At 68.4% G+C, this 16,498-nt stretch carries 18 protein-coding genes; 6 read left to right on the top strand and 12 right to left on the bottom strand.

Features of this window, described 5'->3' with window-relative positions:
• Position 1 precedes the first annotated feature (1 nt).
• The 6 genes from QZV81_RS01130 to QZV81_RS01155 form a co-directional block, all read right to left on the bottom strand.
• Positions 2 to 862, bottom strand: coding sequence for a transporter substrate-binding domain-containing protein (locus QZV81_RS01130; protein WP_292831224.1), 861 nt, complete (start codon positions 860 to 862; stop codon positions 2 to 4).
• A 64-nt stretch (positions 863 to 926) separates the two neighbouring features.
• Positions 927 to 1,724 (bottom strand): transglutaminase domain-containing protein, encoded by a 798-nt coding sequence (locus QZV81_RS01135; RefSeq protein ID WP_292831227.1) that lies wholly within the window; start codon positions 1,722 to 1,724, stop codon positions 927 to 929.
• Between the two features lie 59 nt (positions 1,725 to 1,783).
• Positions 1,784 to 3,079, bottom strand: a complete 1,296-nt coding sequence (efeB, locus tag QZV81_RS01140) for an iron uptake transporter deferrochelatase/peroxidase subunit (protein ID WP_292831230.1) — start codon at positions 3,077 to 3,079, stop codon at positions 1,784 to 1,786.
• A gap of 1 nt (position 3,080) precedes the next feature.
• Positions 3,081 to 4,307 carry an iron uptake system protein EfeO gene (efeO, locus tag QZV81_RS01145; RefSeq protein ID WP_292831233.1) on the bottom strand — a complete coding sequence of 409 codons (1,227 nt, stop codon included), beginning with the start codon at positions 4,305 to 4,307 and terminating at the stop codon, positions 3,081 to 3,083.
• Entirely contained in the window at positions 4,304 to 5,233 is a 930-nt protein-coding gene (gene efeU / locus QZV81_RS01150) for an iron uptake transporter permease EfeU (protein WP_292831236.1), read from the bottom strand. The genes efeO and efeU overlap by 4 nt, the downstream gene beginning before the upstream one ends.
• A gap of 178 nt (positions 5,234 to 5,411) precedes the next feature.
• Positions 5,412 to 6,854 (bottom strand): XRE family transcriptional regulator, encoded by a 1,443-nt coding sequence (locus QZV81_RS01155; RefSeq protein WP_292831239.1) that lies wholly within the window; start codon positions 6,852 to 6,854, stop codon positions 5,412 to 5,414.
• Positions 6,855 to 6,974: 120 nt separating this feature from the next.
• Here QZV81_RS01155 and QZV81_RS01160 point away from each other — a divergent pair, with 120 nt between their 5' ends.
• A complete protein-coding gene (locus QZV81_RS01160; protein WP_292831242.1) occupies positions 6,975 to 8,864 on the top strand; it encodes a phosphoenolpyruvate carboxykinase (GTP) in 1,890 nt (629 codons plus the stop codon).
• 49 nt (positions 8,865 to 8,913) lie between these two features.
• Here QZV81_RS01160 and QZV81_RS01165 read toward each other — a convergent pair whose 3' ends face one another.
• Genes QZV81_RS01165 through QZV81_RS01175 form a run of 3 tightly spaced genes read right to left on the bottom strand, consistent with a single transcriptional unit; the run spans position 8,914 to position 10,336 of the window.
• Positions 8,914 to 9,219: a hypothetical protein gene (locus QZV81_RS01165; RefSeq protein ID WP_292831245.1), complete on the bottom strand. Its 306-nt coding sequence runs from the start codon at positions 9,217 to 9,219 to the stop codon at positions 8,914 to 8,916.
• Positions 9,216 to 9,785: an Asp23/Gls24 family envelope stress response protein gene (locus QZV81_RS01170; RefSeq protein WP_292831248.1), complete on the bottom strand. Its 570-nt coding sequence runs from the start codon at positions 9,783 to 9,785 to the stop codon at positions 9,216 to 9,218. The genes QZV81_RS01165 and QZV81_RS01170 overlap by 4 nt, the downstream gene beginning before the upstream one ends.
• 5 nt (positions 9,786 to 9,790) lie before the next feature.
• Positions 9,791 to 10,336: an RNA polymerase sigma factor gene (locus QZV81_RS01175; protein ID WP_292831251.1), complete on the bottom strand. Its 546-nt coding sequence runs from the start codon at positions 10,334 to 10,336 to the stop codon at positions 9,791 to 9,793.
• A gap of 222 nt (positions 10,337 to 10,558) precedes the next feature.
• On the opposite strand from QZV81_RS01175, the gene QZV81_RS01180 reads away from it, so the two are divergent.
• The 5 genes from QZV81_RS01180 (at position 10,559) to QZV81_RS01200 (ending at position 12,612) form a co-directional block, all read left to right on the top strand.
• Positions 10,559 to 10,972, top strand: coding sequence for an Asp23/Gls24 family envelope stress response protein (locus QZV81_RS01180; protein ID WP_292831419.1), 414 nt, complete (start codon positions 10,559 to 10,561; stop codon positions 10,970 to 10,972).
• Positions 10,969 to 11,157, top strand: coding sequence for a hypothetical protein (locus QZV81_RS01185; protein WP_292831254.1), 189 nt, complete (start codon positions 10,969 to 10,971; stop codon positions 11,155 to 11,157). Before QZV81_RS01180 ends, QZV81_RS01185 begins: the two co-directional genes overlap by 4 nt.
• Before the next feature lie 11 nt (positions 11,158 to 11,168).
• Positions 11,169 to 11,471, top strand: a complete 303-nt coding sequence (locus QZV81_RS01190; protein WP_292831257.1) for a hypothetical protein — start codon at positions 11,169 to 11,171, stop codon at positions 11,469 to 11,471.
• An 89-nt stretch (positions 11,472 to 11,560) separates the two neighbouring features.
• Positions 11,561 to 12,058 carry a hypothetical protein gene (locus QZV81_RS01195; RefSeq protein ID WP_292831260.1) on the top strand — a complete coding sequence of 166 codons (498 nt, stop codon included), beginning with the start codon at positions 11,561 to 11,563 and terminating at the stop codon, positions 12,056 to 12,058.
• Positions 12,055 to 12,612 carry a hypothetical protein gene (locus QZV81_RS01200; protein WP_292831263.1) on the top strand — a complete coding sequence of 186 codons (558 nt, stop codon included), beginning with the start codon at positions 12,055 to 12,057 and terminating at the stop codon, positions 12,610 to 12,612. Before QZV81_RS01195 ends, QZV81_RS01200 begins: the two co-directional genes overlap by 4 nt.
• 44 nt (positions 12,613 to 12,656) lie before the next feature.
• Here QZV81_RS01200 and QZV81_RS01205 read toward each other — a convergent pair whose 3' ends face one another.
• The 3 genes from QZV81_RS01205 to QZV81_RS01215 form a co-directional block, all read right to left on the bottom strand.
• Entirely contained in the window at positions 12,657 to 14,552 is a 1,896-nt protein-coding gene (locus QZV81_RS01205; protein WP_292831266.1) for an ABC transporter ATP-binding protein, read from the bottom strand.
• Between the two features lie 69 nt (positions 14,553 to 14,621).
• A complete protein-coding gene (locus tag QZV81_RS01210; protein WP_292831269.1) occupies positions 14,622 to 16,073 on the bottom strand; it encodes an MFS transporter in 1,452 nt (483 codons plus the stop codon).
• 72 nt (positions 16,074 to 16,145) lie between these two features.
• On the bottom strand, positions 16,146 to 16,496 hold the full coding sequence (locus QZV81_RS01215; protein WP_292831273.1) for a Fe-S protein: 351 nt from the start codon (positions 16,494 to 16,496) through the stop codon (positions 16,146 to 16,148).
• Between the last annotated feature and the right edge of the window lie 2 nt (positions 16,497 to 16,498).

The following is a 16,498-nucleotide window of genomic DNA, read 5'->3' on the forward strand; positions in this document are numbered from 1 at the left end:
CTCACTTCAACCGGGTCACGCCGTCGGTGAAGACCGACAGCCACTTCTTCTCGAGCGAGTCGAGCGTCCCGTCCTCGCGCAGCGTGTCGACGGCGGTGGTCACCGACGCCGTCAGCGGGGAGTTCTTCGCCAACAGCAGACCCCACTGATCGGGCACACCCGCGGTCGGCAGCTCGCCCACGATGAAGGAGTTCTCGATGTAGACGTTGGCCGCGACGTAGGCCGTCGGGGTGTCGAGGACGATTGCGTCGATCAGGTTGGCGCCCAGCGCGGCGACGGCGTCTTCGTTGGAGTTGTACAGCTTCGGGGCGACCGACGGCTTCACGGCTTCCGAGATCGTGGTCGCGCTGGTCGACCCGGCCATCGCGCCGAGCTCCAGCCCCTTCAACCCTGCGATGTCGGTGACTCCGTCCGCGGCGCCGCCTTTCAGCGCCACGACCGACTGGCCCGCCTCATAGTAGGGGGAAGAGAAATCCACGGCCTGCCTGCGCTCATCGGTGATCGTGTACTGCTGGATGTTGATGTCGAAGCTCTTCGGCCCGGGTGCGATCGCCGACTCGAAGCTCGTGCGCACCCAGACGACGTCTTCCTTCGCGAATCCCAGCTGGTCGGCCACCGCGTACGCGACGGCCGACTCGAAGCCTTCACCGGTGCCGGGGTCGTCGTTGATCACGTACGGCTCATACGCGGTCTCGCCGGTGGCGAAGGTGAGTTTCCCCGCAGTGACGAAGTCGTCGGGCGCCGGGGCGCCGCCCGACTCGGATCCCGACGGAGCTGTCGATCCGGACGCGCAGCCGGCGAGCAGGAGGGCAGCCGCCGCGGCGGTCGTGGCGAGGACGGTGCGCAGGGCAGAACGCGTCATGGGAGGTCCTTCGGGTGTGGGATACGGGGCCGCGCCTTCGCGGGCGAACGGGCGCGGCCGGTTCTCAGGCGATCGAGACGAGCTGATCGATGTCGTCCACGGGAAGCCTATCGGCGACTGCCGTGATCTCGGTGGAGACGAGATCGGCGCGGCCGCTCAGGACGTTCAGGAACGCCGTGTCGGCGGCATCCCGTCCGGTCGAGATCCGCACCAGGGTCTGGCGTGGCGCGAGCGTGGTCGCGTCGACGACTCTCCACGCTTCGTCGACCCACGCTTCGGCGACGGCGTGGAAGTCCATCGGGTCGAGACCCGGTGCGTAGACGGCGACGAGGCGCGCCGGAACGCCGGAGGCCCGCAGGAGTGCGATGCACAGGTGTGCGTAGTCGCGACAGACGCCCTGGCGGTTCATCAGGGTGCGCGTCGCGCCATCGGTCGGCAGGGAGGATCCGCTCACGTAGCTCAGGTGAGTGCCGACCCATGACGACACCGCGGTGAGGAGGGATGCCGGCTCCTCGATGCCGGCGAACTCTGCCGCTGCGGTCGGTGCGAGCGAGTCGGACTCGGCGTAGCGGCTCGGCCGCACGTAGACCAGTGGTGCCGATTCATCGGTTTCGGGGGATGCGCCGATGCCATCGATCGTCGCGGAGTAGGTCACCACCAGTTCTCCCGGGTGCGCCACCAGGCGGTGCAGGCGGCCGCCGTGGATGTCGTCGATCTCCCGGAGCTGCACGGTGCTGCCATCGACCGTCGCGGTGAGCGTCTCGGTGGTCGGCGTGTACGCGTGACTCACGGCGATGGCGAACACGAGGTCGGCTGTCTCGGAGACGTTCAGGACGATACGACTGGTCACGGTGCGCTGCATCGTCCCAGCCTGTCACGGGTACGCCACCGGCAGATGACAGCCGCATGAAGTTCCGTGCGTCAGGCGAACATGCCCGCACCGACATACGATCCCGCCGGCGCTCCGGGGGGCACGGCCCACACGCCCGACCCGATGTGCTTCACGTACTCGGCCATCAGGTCGGTCGACAGAGCTCGCTGGATCGTGACGAACTGCTCGGGGGAGCGCTGGTACGCGAGGAAGAAGAGCCCGGCATCCAGGCGACCGAGGGCATTGTTGCCGTCGACGTAGTTGTACCCGCGACGCAGGATCCGGGAGCCGCCGTTGGACTTCGGGTGGGCCAAGCGCACGTGGCTGTGGGCATCGATTGCGGTGCCTCCGGTCGCGCCGGGCGCCGAGAAGTCCGGTTCGCTCGCCTCGGTGCCGCCCGACAGCGGCGCGCCGTGCGCTTTGTCTCGCCCCGTGATGCGCTCTTGCTCGGACAGACGCACGCGATCCCACGTCTCGATGAGCATGGCGATCTTCCGCGCCACGAGGTACGAGCCTCCGGCGAGCCACGCGGGCTCGTCAGACGGGCCCACCCAGACGTGCGTGTCGAGGGCCGCCGTGTCGTCGGCGAGGATGTTGGCGGTTCCGTCCTTGAACCCGAAGAGATTTCGGGGCGTGGCCTGGGCGGCCGTCGTCTTCGAGGTCTTCCCGAAGCCCAGCTGCGACCAGCGCAGCCGCGCTCGGCCGAAGGCGATCCGGCTGAGGTTGCGAATCGCGTGCACCGCGACCTGCGGGTCGTCAGCGCAGGCCTGGATGCAGAGGTCGCCGCCCGAGAGCTGAGGATCGAGGTCGTCGCCGAGAAACGCCGGCAGCGTCCGCAGCAGTGCGGGCTGCCGGGACGCCAGCCCGTACCGATCGGCGCCGTCTGCGGCGCGGAACAGGCTCGGCCCGAAGCCGAAGGTGATGGTGAGGCCGTTCGCGGCGAGCCCGAGTGCTTCGCCCGTGTCGTCCGGCGGAGCCTGGGGAGAGCCACCCACCGCGCCGGTTGCGCTGACATCGAGCCCCTGCGTCAGCCGCGCGGCCGCGTATGACCAGTCCTGCAGAAGTTCGATCAGGTCGGCGCGGTTCGTGCGGGCCATCATGTCGAACGCCGCGAAGTGCAGGTGCTCCTGTACGGGCGTCGTGATGCCGGCCTGGTGCTCTCCGAAGAACGCGTGGGCGGATGCCGCGTCCTCGCCCGCCCGCGCACGCCCCGTCGCCACCCCGGCCGCAGTGCCGGCGCCGGCGCCGAGCGCGAGTCCGGCGGCCCCGATGCCCGCGGCGAGCCCGAGCATCCCGCGACGGCTGAGCCCCGCGGTCGGGATCGACTCCGGTGTCTCGGCGGTCACGTCACTCCAGGATCGTGGAGGTGAGCTGCGAAAGAGGCTCCGCGAGGGCGTTGATGAGGTCGATCAGCTGACGCTTGTCGGCATCGGTGAGCTCGCGGAACCCCACGAACCCGGCACTGAGCGAACCGTGTGTGCCCAGCGCCGCGTCGAGGTCGGCGTAGCCCCGGTCGATCGCGGCGACGAGAGTCTCGCCCTCTTCGCCCTGCGCTGCAGCGAAGTCGCGGACGAGTGAGAATGCCATCTCGGAACCCTCGACGTTCGCCGCGAAGTCCCACAGGTCGGTCCCCGACCACCAGTCCTCCTCGCCCGAGATCTTGCCCGTCGCGACTTCGTCGAGCAGGGCGATCGCGCCGTTGGAGATCCCGGCGATGCCCTGGGCATCGAGCGCGTCCGTGAAGTCGTCGGAGTGGACGTAGTCGTTGAGCTCGGCGACGTCGGCGATGAGCTGATCGCCGAATGCCGCCCGCTCCGATGCGCTGGAGGGCTGCCAGTTCTGCCACGCCGGCGCGCCGTCGGAGTTGACGGCATCCTGCGCGGGCTGCCAGAGGTCCTTCTCGATGCGGTGGAATCCGGTCCAGTCCAGGCCCTCGGCCACGGCATCCACCTCCCGGAAATCGATGCGCGGGTCGAGATCGCCGAGAGACTCCGCGACGGGTTCGATGCGCTCGTAGAACGCGCGTACGTCGGGGAACTGCGCCCGTGCGGCCGCGTCGTCCCCCGACTCGTATGCCGTCACGAACGTGTCGGTGGCCGGTACGAGCTGCTCGACCTGGTCTTTCACGAAAGCCGCATAGAGGTCGACCGCCTGTTGCTTCTGCTCGGCGTTGTCACCGGTGGCGATGACCTGTGCGCCGGTGATCGAGAAGCTCGCTTTGCCGACGCCGTCGCCGACCATACCCGGCTTGCAGAGCGTGAAGTAGTCGCCGGGCTGCGCGAGGACGCTGAGGGTGCGCGAGGCGCCGGGTGCGATGTTCTCGACCTCGCCGACGATGCGCAGGCCGTCATCGGCGAGCAGATAGAACTCGGTGATCTGTGAGCTTGCGTTGCTGATCTCGAATGTCAGTGTGCCGCTGGTCGCCGTGGCCGTCGACACCTCGCACGATGTGTCGGTCGAGGTGACGGTGAGCGAGTCGGACGCGGCGAGGTCGGCCTTTGCGACGCATCCCGAGAGCGCCAGCGCCCCGAGGCCGACGACGGCGACGGCGGCGAGGGTGCGGGGACGGATCATGATGCTCCTTGAGCTGAGGGGACCGATGCGGCCGCCATGGCGGGGGTGGCGCTGCGGCGCGGAAAGGCCCCTCGGGCGAAGAACGCGCCGACGACGATGATGTAGAGCGCCCACGTGATCACCTGGAGCCACGACATCTGCGGCATGAACCCGACCGTGGCCTGAAGCACGACGGCGAGCGGTCCGCCGGGCGGGATCGTGGCGCTCAGGTCGAACGCCCACCCGAACGGGAACCCGGCTGCGCCGATCGCGACGGCGCCGGTGGCCGGATCGAGCGGGGCAGCGGCGGTGAAGGGCCCGGGGAGCGCGCCCGCTTCCTGGAGGTCATGGACGGCGTAGGCGAGAACACCCGCCGCGACGATCACGAGGAAGGCCCCCGTCCAGGTGAAGAAGCGACGCAGGTCGAGATTCAGCATGCCGCGTGCGAGGAGCCACCCCAGCAGAGCGGCCGTCGACAGCCCGATGAGGGCGCCGAGGAGGGCGGCGGGGGCATCGCCGAAGGACTGCACCATGGACCAGAGCAGGAGCGTGGTCTCGAGGCCCTCTCGGGCCACCGATACGAAGCCGATCACGACGATCGCCCATAGGCCGCCCTCAGCGAGCGCCCGGGCCAGCCCGCCCTCGAGCGATTTCTTCAACGTCCGGGCGGTCTTCTGCATCCAGAAGATCATCCAGGTCACCATCGCGACCGCGACGAGCGACAAGAGGCCGCCGACCAGTTCTTGGGCCTGGAAGGTGAGTCCGTACGCGCCGAAAGTCAGGACGGCGCCGATCACGAGCGAGAGCACGGCGGCCGAACCGACGCCCATCCACATGCGGGGGAGGACGTCGCGGCGATCGATGCGCGTGAGGTAGGCCACGAGGATGCCGATGACAAGGGCGGCTTCGAGGCCCTCGCGGAGGCCGATCAGGATGGTGGCGAGCACGGTGATCGTTGTCGATTCAGGTCGGAGGAGTCGGTGCCGCAGCGGCGGCGTCGCCGGCGCCCGGGACACCAGCTCCGGCAAGCAAGGTTAGGGTTACCTCACCGCGAATCGACAGTACACCGCTTCTTCGCCGCAATCAAAGCCGGCCGCGCCGAAGAGCTCGAATCGGGTCGGGCACCTACTCGGCCGCGTGGCGCTCGAGGAAGGTGTAGACCTCGCCGTCGTCTACTCCGGGGAAGGCGCCGCTGGGCAGCGGAGAGAACATCTGCTGGTGCACGCGGGCGCTGGGCCAGGCTTTGCCGGCCCAGCGGGCGGTCACGTCGGCCGGCGGGCGCCGGCAACACGACTCGTCGGGGCACAGCGAGACGGCGCGCTTCGGCGTCTCGCGCCCCCGGAACCAGCGTGCGTCGTCGAACGGCACCCCGACGGTCACCGAGAACTCGCCGTCGGACGTGGTCCCGGTCTGCGTGGAACACCAGAATGTGCCTGCAGGCGTATCGGTGTACTGGTAATGCTCGGTCGTGCGGTTGTGCTCCTCGAAGGCCGAGCGCGCGAGAAAGCGCCGGCATGCGATCTGCCCCTCGACCGACCCGGTCACGTCTTCCGGGAGCGGCAGGCCATCGTTCTCATAGACGCGATTGATGGCGCCGGCCCCGTCTACGCGCAGGAAGTGCAGGCGAATGTCGAAGTGCTCGGTGAGGAGGTTCGTCAGCCGCATCGCGGCGGCTTCGTGCGTCACGCCGAAGGCATCGCGGAAGTCCTCGACGGCGAGGTTCCTGTTTTTCTTCGCCTGGTCGAGGAACTCGATCGAGGCGGTCTCGGGCATGAGGCAGCACGCCGCGAAGTAGTTGATTTCGAGGCGTTGCCAGAGGAACTCGGCGTAGTCCGTCGGCGGCTGGTGGCCGAGCAGCCGGTGCGCCATGGCCTGCAGCGCCATCGAGCGCAGGCCGTGCCCGCCGGGGATCGATGCGGGAGGCAAGTAGATCCGGCCGTTCTCGAGGTCGGTGACCGAGCGTGCCGAGTGCGGCAGGTCATTGACGTAGATCAGTTCGAACCCCAGCTGCTCGGCCATGACCCCGACCGTGCGGTGCTTGAGGGCGCCCGACACGTGCCCGGCCGCCTTGAGCTGCCTTTCGGCGAGTTTCTCTATCTCGGGGAGGTAGTTGTGCTGCTCGCGCATCCGCAGCCGCTGCTCGGTGTTGGCTCGACGCGCCTCCTCCGGCGTGGCGATCGCTTGCCGTTCACGCCGCTGCAGTTCGCGATGCAGGCCCAGTACGCTCTCGATCGTCTCGTCGGTCATGTTCTTGCTGGGTTTGACGGGCGGGATGCCGAGTCTGCGGAACGCGGTGCTCGATTGCGCACGCGCGAGCTCGAGTTCGAGGGCGGCGCGCGGATTGGGGGGCTCGGGCGAGAGGAGATCGGTGACATCGGTGTCTGTCGCGACGGCGATCGCCTGAAGCAGCGAGAGTTTCGGCTCGCGCTTCCCGTTCTCGATGAGGCTCAGCTGGCTGCCGGCAACCCCGACGATCGCGCCGAGTTCGTCGAGCGTGTGGCCGTGGGCGAGACGTTGGTGCCGGATGCGGTGACCAAGCGTCGACAGTTCCAATCCGGACGGAGTCATTCTTTAATCATATGAAAGAATCGCGATTCTTGCACCGTAGCGGCTCATAAAGTGTGTGATGACGCGAGTGAGAATCGAGATACCAGTCCCCCGCCGACGCCACGCACGAAGGAGATCGAGATGGCCATCGCCGACATCGTCACCCGCCAGACCCCGAACGACCGCGCCGACGGCAGTGCGACAGTACCCCGCTACGGGGAGCGTCCTCGGATCACCGGGCCTTCGATGGCGGAGTTGGAGGCGTGGGTGGCGGAGATCGCCGAGCTCACTCAGCCCGCCCGCATCCACTGGGTCGACGGGTCGCGCGCGGAGAACGACGCTCTCCTGCGCGAACAGGTCGACGAGGGCAAGCTGATCAAACTCAACCCCGAATGGCGTCCCGGGTCGTACCTCGCTCGTTCGCACCCGAGCGACGTCGCCCGCACGGAGGCGCGCACCTTCATCGCCTCCGAGAGGGAAGAAGATGCCGGGCCCACGAACAACTGGGTTGCACCGGCGGAGATCCGCGCGACCATCACGCCGCTCTTCCGCGGCTCGATGCGCGGTCGAACGATGTACGTCGTGCCGTTCTCGATGGGTCCCGTCGGCGGCCCGCTCTCGCACATCGGGGTTCAGATCACCGACTCGGCGTACGCCGTCACCTCGATCGGGATCATGACCCGCGTCGGCACCGAGGTGCTGGAGCAGATCGCTGCGGGCAAGCCCTGGGTGAAGACCGTCCACTCGGTCGGCGCACCGCTCGCAGCGGGCGAAAAGGACGTCGCGTGGCCGTGCAATGACGAGAAGTACATCGTGCACTTCCCCGAAACCCTCGAGGTCTGGTCATTCGGCTCCGGCTATGGCGGCAACGCGATCCTCGCCAAGAAGTGCTTCGCCCTGCGTATCGCGTCGGTCATCGGCCGGGATGAGGGTTGGCTCGCCGAGCACATGCTCCTCATCCGCGTGATCGACCCGAAGGGGAAGGCGTACCACCTGGCCGCCGCATTCCCCTCCGCGTGCGGCAAGACGAACCTGGCGATGCTGCGTCCGACGATCCCCGGCTGGCGCGTGGAGACGCTCGGCGACGACATCGCGTGGATCCGGCCCGGCGAGGACGGACGTCTGCACGCCATCAACCCCGAAGCCGGGTTCTTCGGCGTTGCTCCGGGAACGGGCCAGTCCACCAACGTCGCCGCGGTCGAGACCCTGTGGGGAAACACCATCTTCACGAATGTCGCCTTGCGTCCGGACGGCGATGTCTGGTGGGAGGGTCTCACCGATGAGGTGCCGGCCGAACTCATCGACTGGGAGGGGAACGCGTGGACCCCGGCATCCGGCCGCCCCGCCGCCCACCCCAACTCTCGCTTCACCGTTGCAGCGGCCCAGTGCCCGCAGATCGCTCCCGACTGGGAGGCTGCTGAGGGTGTCCCGCTCGATGCGATCCTCTTCGGCGGTCGTCGGGCCACGAATGTGCCGCTGGTGCTCGAGGCCACGGACTGGACGCACGGCGTGTTCCTGGGGTCGAACATCTCGTCCGAGCGCACGGCGGCCGCCGAGGGCACGGTCGGGGAGCTTCGCCGCGACCCGTTCGCAATGCTTCCGTTCTGCGGGTACAACATGGCGGACTACTTCGCCCACTGGCTCGATGTGGGCCGGAAGCTGCGCTTCGATCGCGCGCCGCGGATCTTCCAGGTGAACTGGTTCCGCAAGGGCGCGGACGGCCGGTTCCTGTGGCCCGGTTTCGGCGACAACTCGCGCGTCATCGAGTGGATCATCCGTCGCATCGATGGCAGCGTGCCCGCGGTCGACAGCCCCATCGGCCGTCTGCCGCGGACGGAGGATCTGAACCTCGACGGGATCCACGTACCGCAGGAAGACCTCGACGAGCTCTTCGCGGTCGACCCGGAGCTCTGGCTGCACGAAGCCGACCTCACAGAGGAGTTCTACCAGACCTTCGGGGGCAAAGTGCCTGCGGCGCTCTACTCGGAGCTCGCTGCCCTGCGTTACCGGCTCAAGCTCGCGCAGCGCTGACGGCTCAGAGATCGGTCCGTACTGAACGAGGAGTCGAGCCGCAGCCCCGTCAGGGGACGGTGATGCGGCTCACGCGCACCGTGACACGCGCATCCGGTTCGTCGAGCACGGCGCGCACTCGCGCGGCAACGGTGCGAGCCACATCGGCCGCGCGTCCGTGGGAGACGCCGATGCTGACGACTGCCTCAAGCACCCCATTGCGCCGCAGCACGTCGCTGTAGACCTCTCGTCGCTCTACGGTCGCGGTCCATAACCGGGCAGGGAGTGCCGCGGCGTGGTACAGCTCTGCCACCCCCGACACCTCACGGACGGCAGCGTCGACCTGTGCGATCAGTTCGGCGACTTCTCGCATCATCGGCTCTCCCCCTGCAGTCGCAGGGAGTCGATGGTGACATCCACCCGATCGACCGCCCAGGTCGTGTGCTCGAGGAGTGCGCGGCGTACTTCGTTGCGCACGTCCCCGGCGACGGTCGGCAGGGTCAGTCCGTGCAGAACGCTGATCGACAGCGCGATGCTGACCGTGCGTGCACCGTCCGGCGCTGCGCCGTCGATCAGCACCTCGACGCGCTCGACCAGTACCCCGGGCACCCTGTCTCCCGCTGCGCGCACGAGGCCGCGCACCGCGCCCTCGGTCACAACGAGCTGGACGTCACCTCCGCCTTCCATCGGCATGTCCCTGCCTGCACGCGACTCGCGCGCGACTTGCCCCAGGATCTTCTGCAACCACGATTCCGAGAGGTCGAGCGCGGAGTCGCTCTCGAGGAGATTCCGCGAGAGCATCCCGAGGTGATCCATCGAATCCAGCACCGAGCAACACTGCGGGTCGCCGTCGATCGCCGGATCCGCGGGAACACGGCCGCGATCGTGGTACGCAGCGAGATCCTCGAGGGTGTACCCCGACTCGCCGATGCCGTCTCCCATGGCGTTCACCTCCACTCCTGCATGCGTTGATAGATTGTCGCGCGTGCGCGGGCGAGGCGGCCACGGACAGCCGTCCCGGAGATGCCCATTTCGCGGGCGATCTCGTCGTATCCGTATCCACTGGCTTCGCGCAGCAACCATACGGTGCGCTGTTCGAGAGGCAGGCTGTCGATCACGGCCCTCAGCGAGTCCAGCTGGGAGGACGTGATCGCCGCCTCATCGGGGCGCGGTGCGGTCGCGACCGGCTCCGCGTCGTCGATGCGCGTCGTCGGCCGGGCCGAGCGCAGCCGGTCGGTGGCCTTCCGCGCGACGATGGCCGACAGCCAGGCGCGCACCTGCGCGGGGTCTCGCAGATCGGGCAGCCGGCGCCACGCGACGATCAACGCCTCCTGCACACAGTCATCGGCATCGGAGCGAGAGCCCAGAAGTCGGGTCGCGAAGCCGAGGAGATACCCCCCGTGCCGGCGCACAAGCGTGGCGAAGGCCCGCTCATCGCCGTCGGCGGCGCGCCTTGCGAGGATCGCATCCTCGATATCTGCCCACGAATCCATCGTTCTCCTGAGCGGGATCTCGCATCCCGCCTCACCGAGGGTGCCACACGCACCCGGAGTTTCCGCGGGGGTTGCGATCCGGACGGCGGCATGCTGTGCAGGGCCGCGCTCAGGAAACTGCCAGCATCACGACCGTGACGAATCGGCCGCGGCGGACGTCTCACTCCTGAACGCCCCCGCACGAGGGGCCGCGGAAAGGACCACATCATGGCCACCACGAACATGCCTGCTGCCGGATCGAGCGTCGGAGCCGTTATGCCTGCGGAGCAGGGCAAGACCGTCATCGTCGACCCGGTCATCGCGAAGATCGCCGGAATCGCGGCGGCGTCCGTTCCCGGCGTCTACGCCCTCGGAGGTGGAGCGGCGCGCGTCCTCGGCAGCATCCGTGAGGCGGTCGGTGCGAAGGACCTCTCTCAGGGAGTGAGCGTGGAGGTCGGCGAGACACAGGTCGCTGCCGACATCACGATCGTCGCTGAGTACCCCGTACAGCTGCAGCGGGTCGCCCAGGATGTGCGCGGTGCGGTCGCCGACGCCATCACCCAACTCGCCGGGATGGAGGTCGCGGAGATCAATGTGACCGTCGTCGATGTCCGGATTCCCGGTGACGAGGACTCGGCTCCGGAGCGTGTCCAGTGACACCGATCGCCTGGGGAGCGACGGTGGGCGCTATTCTGGCGTTCGCCGCCCTCGCCTTCGGCTTCTGGGGAATGGTGCTCGTTGCCGCGTTGGCGGCCGTCGGCGGACTCATCGGCGGCGCCGTGTCCGGACGCATCAACGTCCGTGCGGGTCTCGACGCCGCCCGCGGACGGCGAGTGGGCTGATCATGGACGCCATGCAGCTGCCTGGCCGGGTCATGATTGCGGCTCGGGCCTACGAGCGTGTCGCTGCGACCGTGATCGCCGACGAACTCGGAGTCGCCGCGCGGGGCGCCCGCGCCGTCGTGCGCGACGCCGACGGAGCGATCGCCGCGGATCTCACCTGCGGCATCGGTCTCGGCGAAGCGCCGATAGCGCAGCGCGCCGCACGGGCGCGCACGCGTACCGCCGAGAGGCTGGCTGAGATCACCGGCGCCCGGGTGGCCGATGTGCGACTACGCGTGTCCCATGTCGTCGATGAACGGGGGGGAGCATCGTGACCCACGAGCCGGCGCCGACAGCTGTCGCCGATCAGCGCCGCGACGCCCGTCTCGCGCGTCGCCTCCTGCACCGCACCCGAAGCATATGGGTGTCCATCGCTCTGATCCTCGCAATGGCCCTCGCGATCCTCGTGATCGTCGAGACGCTTCTGTGGGGACGAGACCTGCCTCCCGCACTCGTGGCTCCTGACGCGGTGCGCGCCGCTATGACCGAAGGAGGATTCTTCGGCGGCGTGGTCGCGGGGATCGCGCTCGTGCTGGGCCTGGCGTGCCTCTGGGGCGCCCTCGCCCCCGGCGGCACGCACCGCCGCATCGTGACGACCGAGCGCGCGCCGATCGTCGTCGACGACGCGATCCTGGCGGGTGGGCTCTCGCGGACCTGCGCGCATGCGGCGGGCGTATCGGCGACGCAGGTCACGACGCGGGTCACCCGGCACCGCGCCCTCATCGCCGTGACACCCTCGAGCGGCTTCGCGGTCGACGCGAGCGAGGTCGAGCGCGCCGCCGGCGAACTGCTCGAGGTCCTCGGTGCAGGAACGCACATGAAGACCCGGGTAGAGCTGGCCAGGAAAGGAAACCTGTCATGAATGCCCGCGGTCGCGTTCTCAACCGGACGCTGCTCACGCTGCTCGCTCTGACCGCCTTCGCCGTCTGCGCAGTGGCAGCATGGCCGCTCGTCACCGGTGCACCCGCGCCCGTGCTGGATCAGGGGGCGCGTTTCGCGGAGGAACTCGGAGTCGGCTTGCCGGCTCTCATGTGGGTCGGCGTCGCCCCGCTGGTCGTCGCGGTCATCGTCGCCCTCGCCGTGATCCTGACCCGCCCACCGCGGCACGTTCGCGCTGCGTTCGAGGACGGCGGGCTCACGATCGACGCGGCGGTCGTCGAAGGGGTCTTCCACTCGGCGCTGGCTGCGACGCCCGACGTGCTCGGCGTCTCGTCATCGACCTCGGAGCACCGGCGTCGACGCACGGTCGTGCTCCGGGTGCGGGTGCGGCCTCGCGCTGACCTGGAGACCGTGCTGACCCAGGTGCGGTCGGCCCTCGAGACGACCGACCGACGGATCGGCGTGCGCCTGCCGTTGATCGTGCACATCACGGGTGGCATCCGCTCGACGTTCGCGCACGACCGGCGAGTGGTGTGATCCGTCGGCGGCGCGGCGGCGCTGCGGCGCGGCGGGGGATCGGCTCACACCAGCAGCTGGTGCCGAGCGAGTTCGCGGTACAGCGGCACGGTCTCGACGAGGTCGGAGTGGGTTCCCTGCCCGACAACCGTGCCGTGGTCGAGCACGATGATCAGATCGCTGTCGACCACGGTCGACAGCCGGTGCGCGATCACAACGAGGGTCCGCCCGGTCGCGACGGCATCGATCGCGTCGCGCATCCTCTGTTCGTTGAGCCCATCAAGCGACGACGTCGACTCATCCAGGAGCAGGATCGGCGGGGCTGCCAGCAGTGCACGTGCGATCGCCAGCCGCTGACGTTCACCACCCGAGAGCATGACGCCGCCCTCGCCGACCGGAGCGTTCAGCCGGAGGGGACTGCGCTCCAGCACCTCACCGAGATTCACGGCGCGGAGCACTCTCTCGCATTCGGCATCACTCGCGGCGGGCGAAGCGAGCCGCAGATTCTCGGCGATCGTGCCGGCCAGGGTCGGGGCATCCTGCTCGACGTACCCCAGTTGCGCGCGCAGGTCACGCCGGTCGAGAGTGCGCACATCCCGCCCGTTCAGGAGTATTGCACCCTCGCTCGGGTCGTAGAACCGTTCGATGAGGGCGAGCGTCGTCGACTTGCCGGCGCCCGACGGACCGACCAGGGCGACACGCGCTCCACGCGGCACGCGGAACGAGACCCCGCGCAGCACCTCACGAGGGGAGGCCTGTTCCGCCGATGGCAGAGTGATCGCCGCGGAGTCGACGTGGGCGTCTTCGAGGGCCGCAAGTGCCTCGGTCTCGGCCTTGCGTCGAGCCGCGACGACGTGCTCGGGATACCGGAAGCGGACGTCGCGGAACTCGAGTGCATCTGACCCCGCGACGTCGCCGACCGCGCCGCGGGCGAGGTGCGGATCGCCCGCGGTCTCGGTCGGCAGATCCAGAATCTCCTGGATGCGTCCGAGGGCGCCCAGCGCCTGATTCACGGAGGTGATCGCCCCGAAGAAGGATCCGAGCGGCGCCACAAGCAGGAAGAGGAACATGACGAAGGTGATCAGGCTCGCGATCGGGATCGCGCCGGATGCCACGCGGAACCCGCCGAGGCCGAGCACCACCAGCAGCGACACCTGAAGAGCGATGCCGGCGATCGGGACGACGAGCGCCGACACCTTCGCGATCCTCACGCCGATGCCGTAGACGTCGGTCGCGACGGCGGTCACCGCTTCGGTTTCGCGGTCGGTGGCACCGGCGGCGCGTACGGTGCGGATCGAGCCGATGGCTCGCTCGACGCCGGAGGCGAGTTCGCCGACCTTCTCCTGCTGCTGCTGTGTCGCCCGGCGGATGCGGCCGCTCAGCAGGGCGACGCCCCCGACAGACAGGCCGATGACGACGACGATCGCCACCAGCAGGATCGGGTCGAGGAAGGCCATCGCGAGGATCGCTCCGATGAAGAGCAGGGCATTGCCGACCGAATCGGCGAGGCCCTGGGTCAGTACGGCGTAGAGAAGCGTCGTGTCGGTGCCGACCCGTGAAACGAGATCTCCGGTGCGGCGCGAGTCGAATTCGCTGATCGGGAGGTGGAGGATCCGGGCGATCAGCTGGCGCCGTGACGAATAGACGACGGCGGTGCCTGTGCGCTGCAGGAGATAGTGCTGGTATCCCGTGATGAGCGAACCTCCGATCACGAGAGCGACGATTCCCCAGATGAGCGTCCCGAGACCTTGTTCGTTCTGCACCCGCTCGATGATCTGCCCCACCAGCAGCGGCTGGGCGAGAGTTGCCCCGGCGCCGACGATGCTCAGCACGACGATCAGGACGAGGACGCGCTTGTGCTCGAAGATGTAGGGGAGCAGTTGCGTGAGGCGAGCGCGGGGCCCGCCCTCGGGCGCGGAGCGGCGGCCGCGGCGACGCGGTGATGCGGTGGCAGAGGACATATCGGCTTTCTGGAGAATCGGGTGGTTCCATTCTCACCCGCGCTTCCCCCGGGGGCTCCGTCGATCGCGCTACAGTGATCCGGTCTCGCCGAGCCCGAGATTGGCGTCGTAGTCGACGTCCTTCGTCTCTTTCGACAGCAGCAGCGCGACGAGCGTCAGAATCGCGGAGCCGCTGAGGTAGACGCCCACGAGCCACGGCTGCCCACCCGCGGCTGCCCACAGCGCGACGGCGACGATCGGAGCAAGCGCGGCGCCGAGGATCGAGGAGACGTTGTACGCGATCGCCGAACCCGTGTAGCGCACGTTCGTCGGGAAGAGCTCTGGAAGGATGGCGCCCATCGGGCCGAACGTGGAACCCATCAGCACGAAGCCGAAGACCAGGAACGCCTGAACGAGCGCGCCCGTGAACTTCGGATCCGCTTGCGGCAGCAGGAACACGTTGAACAGCAGACCGAAGACCGCGATGCCGCCCGTCACCCAGAGGAGCAGCTTGCGGCGGCCGACGGCGTCGGCGATCGGACCCGACAGCAGGGTGAAGACGCCGAAGAAGATGACGCCGACGATCTGCATGAGCACGAAGTCGGTATAGCCGAATCCGAGCCCCGCGACGTAGGTGTTCGGGTCGAATGCTGTGCCGGCGGCGTCGGCGGCGGCCCGAGCGGCATCCGTCGTCGGCTTCGTTCCGTACGAGAGCGTGAAGCTCGTCATGAGGTAGAAGAGGACGTACGTCGCGAGCATGATGAACGTGCCGAGGATGAGATTCTTCCAATGGGAACGGATGACCTCGCCGAGCGGGAAGCGGCGAATAGCGCCGGCGGACTCGGCCTTCGCGAACGTCTCGGATTCGACCAGGCGCAGACGCACCCAGAGGCCGATGATGACCATGACCGCAGAGAAGAGGAACGGCACCCGCCAGCCGAAGGCCAGAAACGCCTCCGAGCGCTGGGTGGGTCCGTCCGGGTGCGGCAGCGCGAAGTTGATGACGAGGAAGATCGTGTTGGCGATGATGAAGCCGATGGGCGCACCCAACTGCGGGAAGGTGCCGTACCAGGCGCGCTTCCCCTTCGGTGCATTCTCGGTGGCCACGAGGGCGGCGCCCGACCACTCGCCGCCGAGCGCGAATCCCTGAAAGAGTCGCAGGATCAGCAGGAGCAGCGCTGCCCACCAGCCGATCTCGTTGAAAGTGGGCAGGAATCCGATCAGGAACGTCGCGATCCCCATCGTCAGCAGAGACGCGACGAGTGTCGCCTTGCGGCCGAATCGGTCGCCGAAGTGCCCGAAGATGACAGCTCCGACCGGGCGCGCGACCATCGCGGCTCCGAACACGGCGAATGACGACAGCAGTGCCGTGGTTTCGTTGCCGGTCGGGAAGAAGAGGATCGGGAAGACGAGTACAGCGGCCGTCGCATAGACGTAGAAATCGTAGAACTCGATCGTGGTGCCTATGAGACTCGCCGTGATGACCCGCGAGCGGGGATTGGCCGGAGCGAGGGCGGGGGCAGGGGTGGAGGCGGAGGACATGCGCGTGGGACTACCTGTCGAATCAGTCTGGAAGGTCCTCGTGGGACGCGGCGGTGGCGGGCATGCGCGCGATCAGCGCCAGAGGACGGCGAGAGCGGCGTTGACGAAGGTCAGGATGCCGACGAGCCAGAACAGCGCCGGAGCCACGGAGCCGCTCTTACGCTGGCGGGCCGTCCCGATGCCCAAGAGTGCGCCGATGATCAGGAGGATGACGAGCTTCGTGCCGATCTTGGCGTAGTTCAACTCCTCCGTGATGCCCCACGGCGCGGAGAGGGCGAGGCCTGCGACAGCGGCGATGAGCATGCCCCAGGTCATGATCGGGGTGATCCGGCGCGCGCCGACGGCCTCGACGACCCAGGAGCCGAAGAGGACGGCGAAACCGACGAGATGGACGAGGACGACGGCGTGACGCAGGATTTCCATAC

The sequence above is a fragment of the Microbacterium sp. genome (genome assembly GCF_011620665.1).
GTDB lineage: Bacteria > Actinomycetota > Actinomycetes > Actinomycetales > Microbacteriaceae > Microbacterium.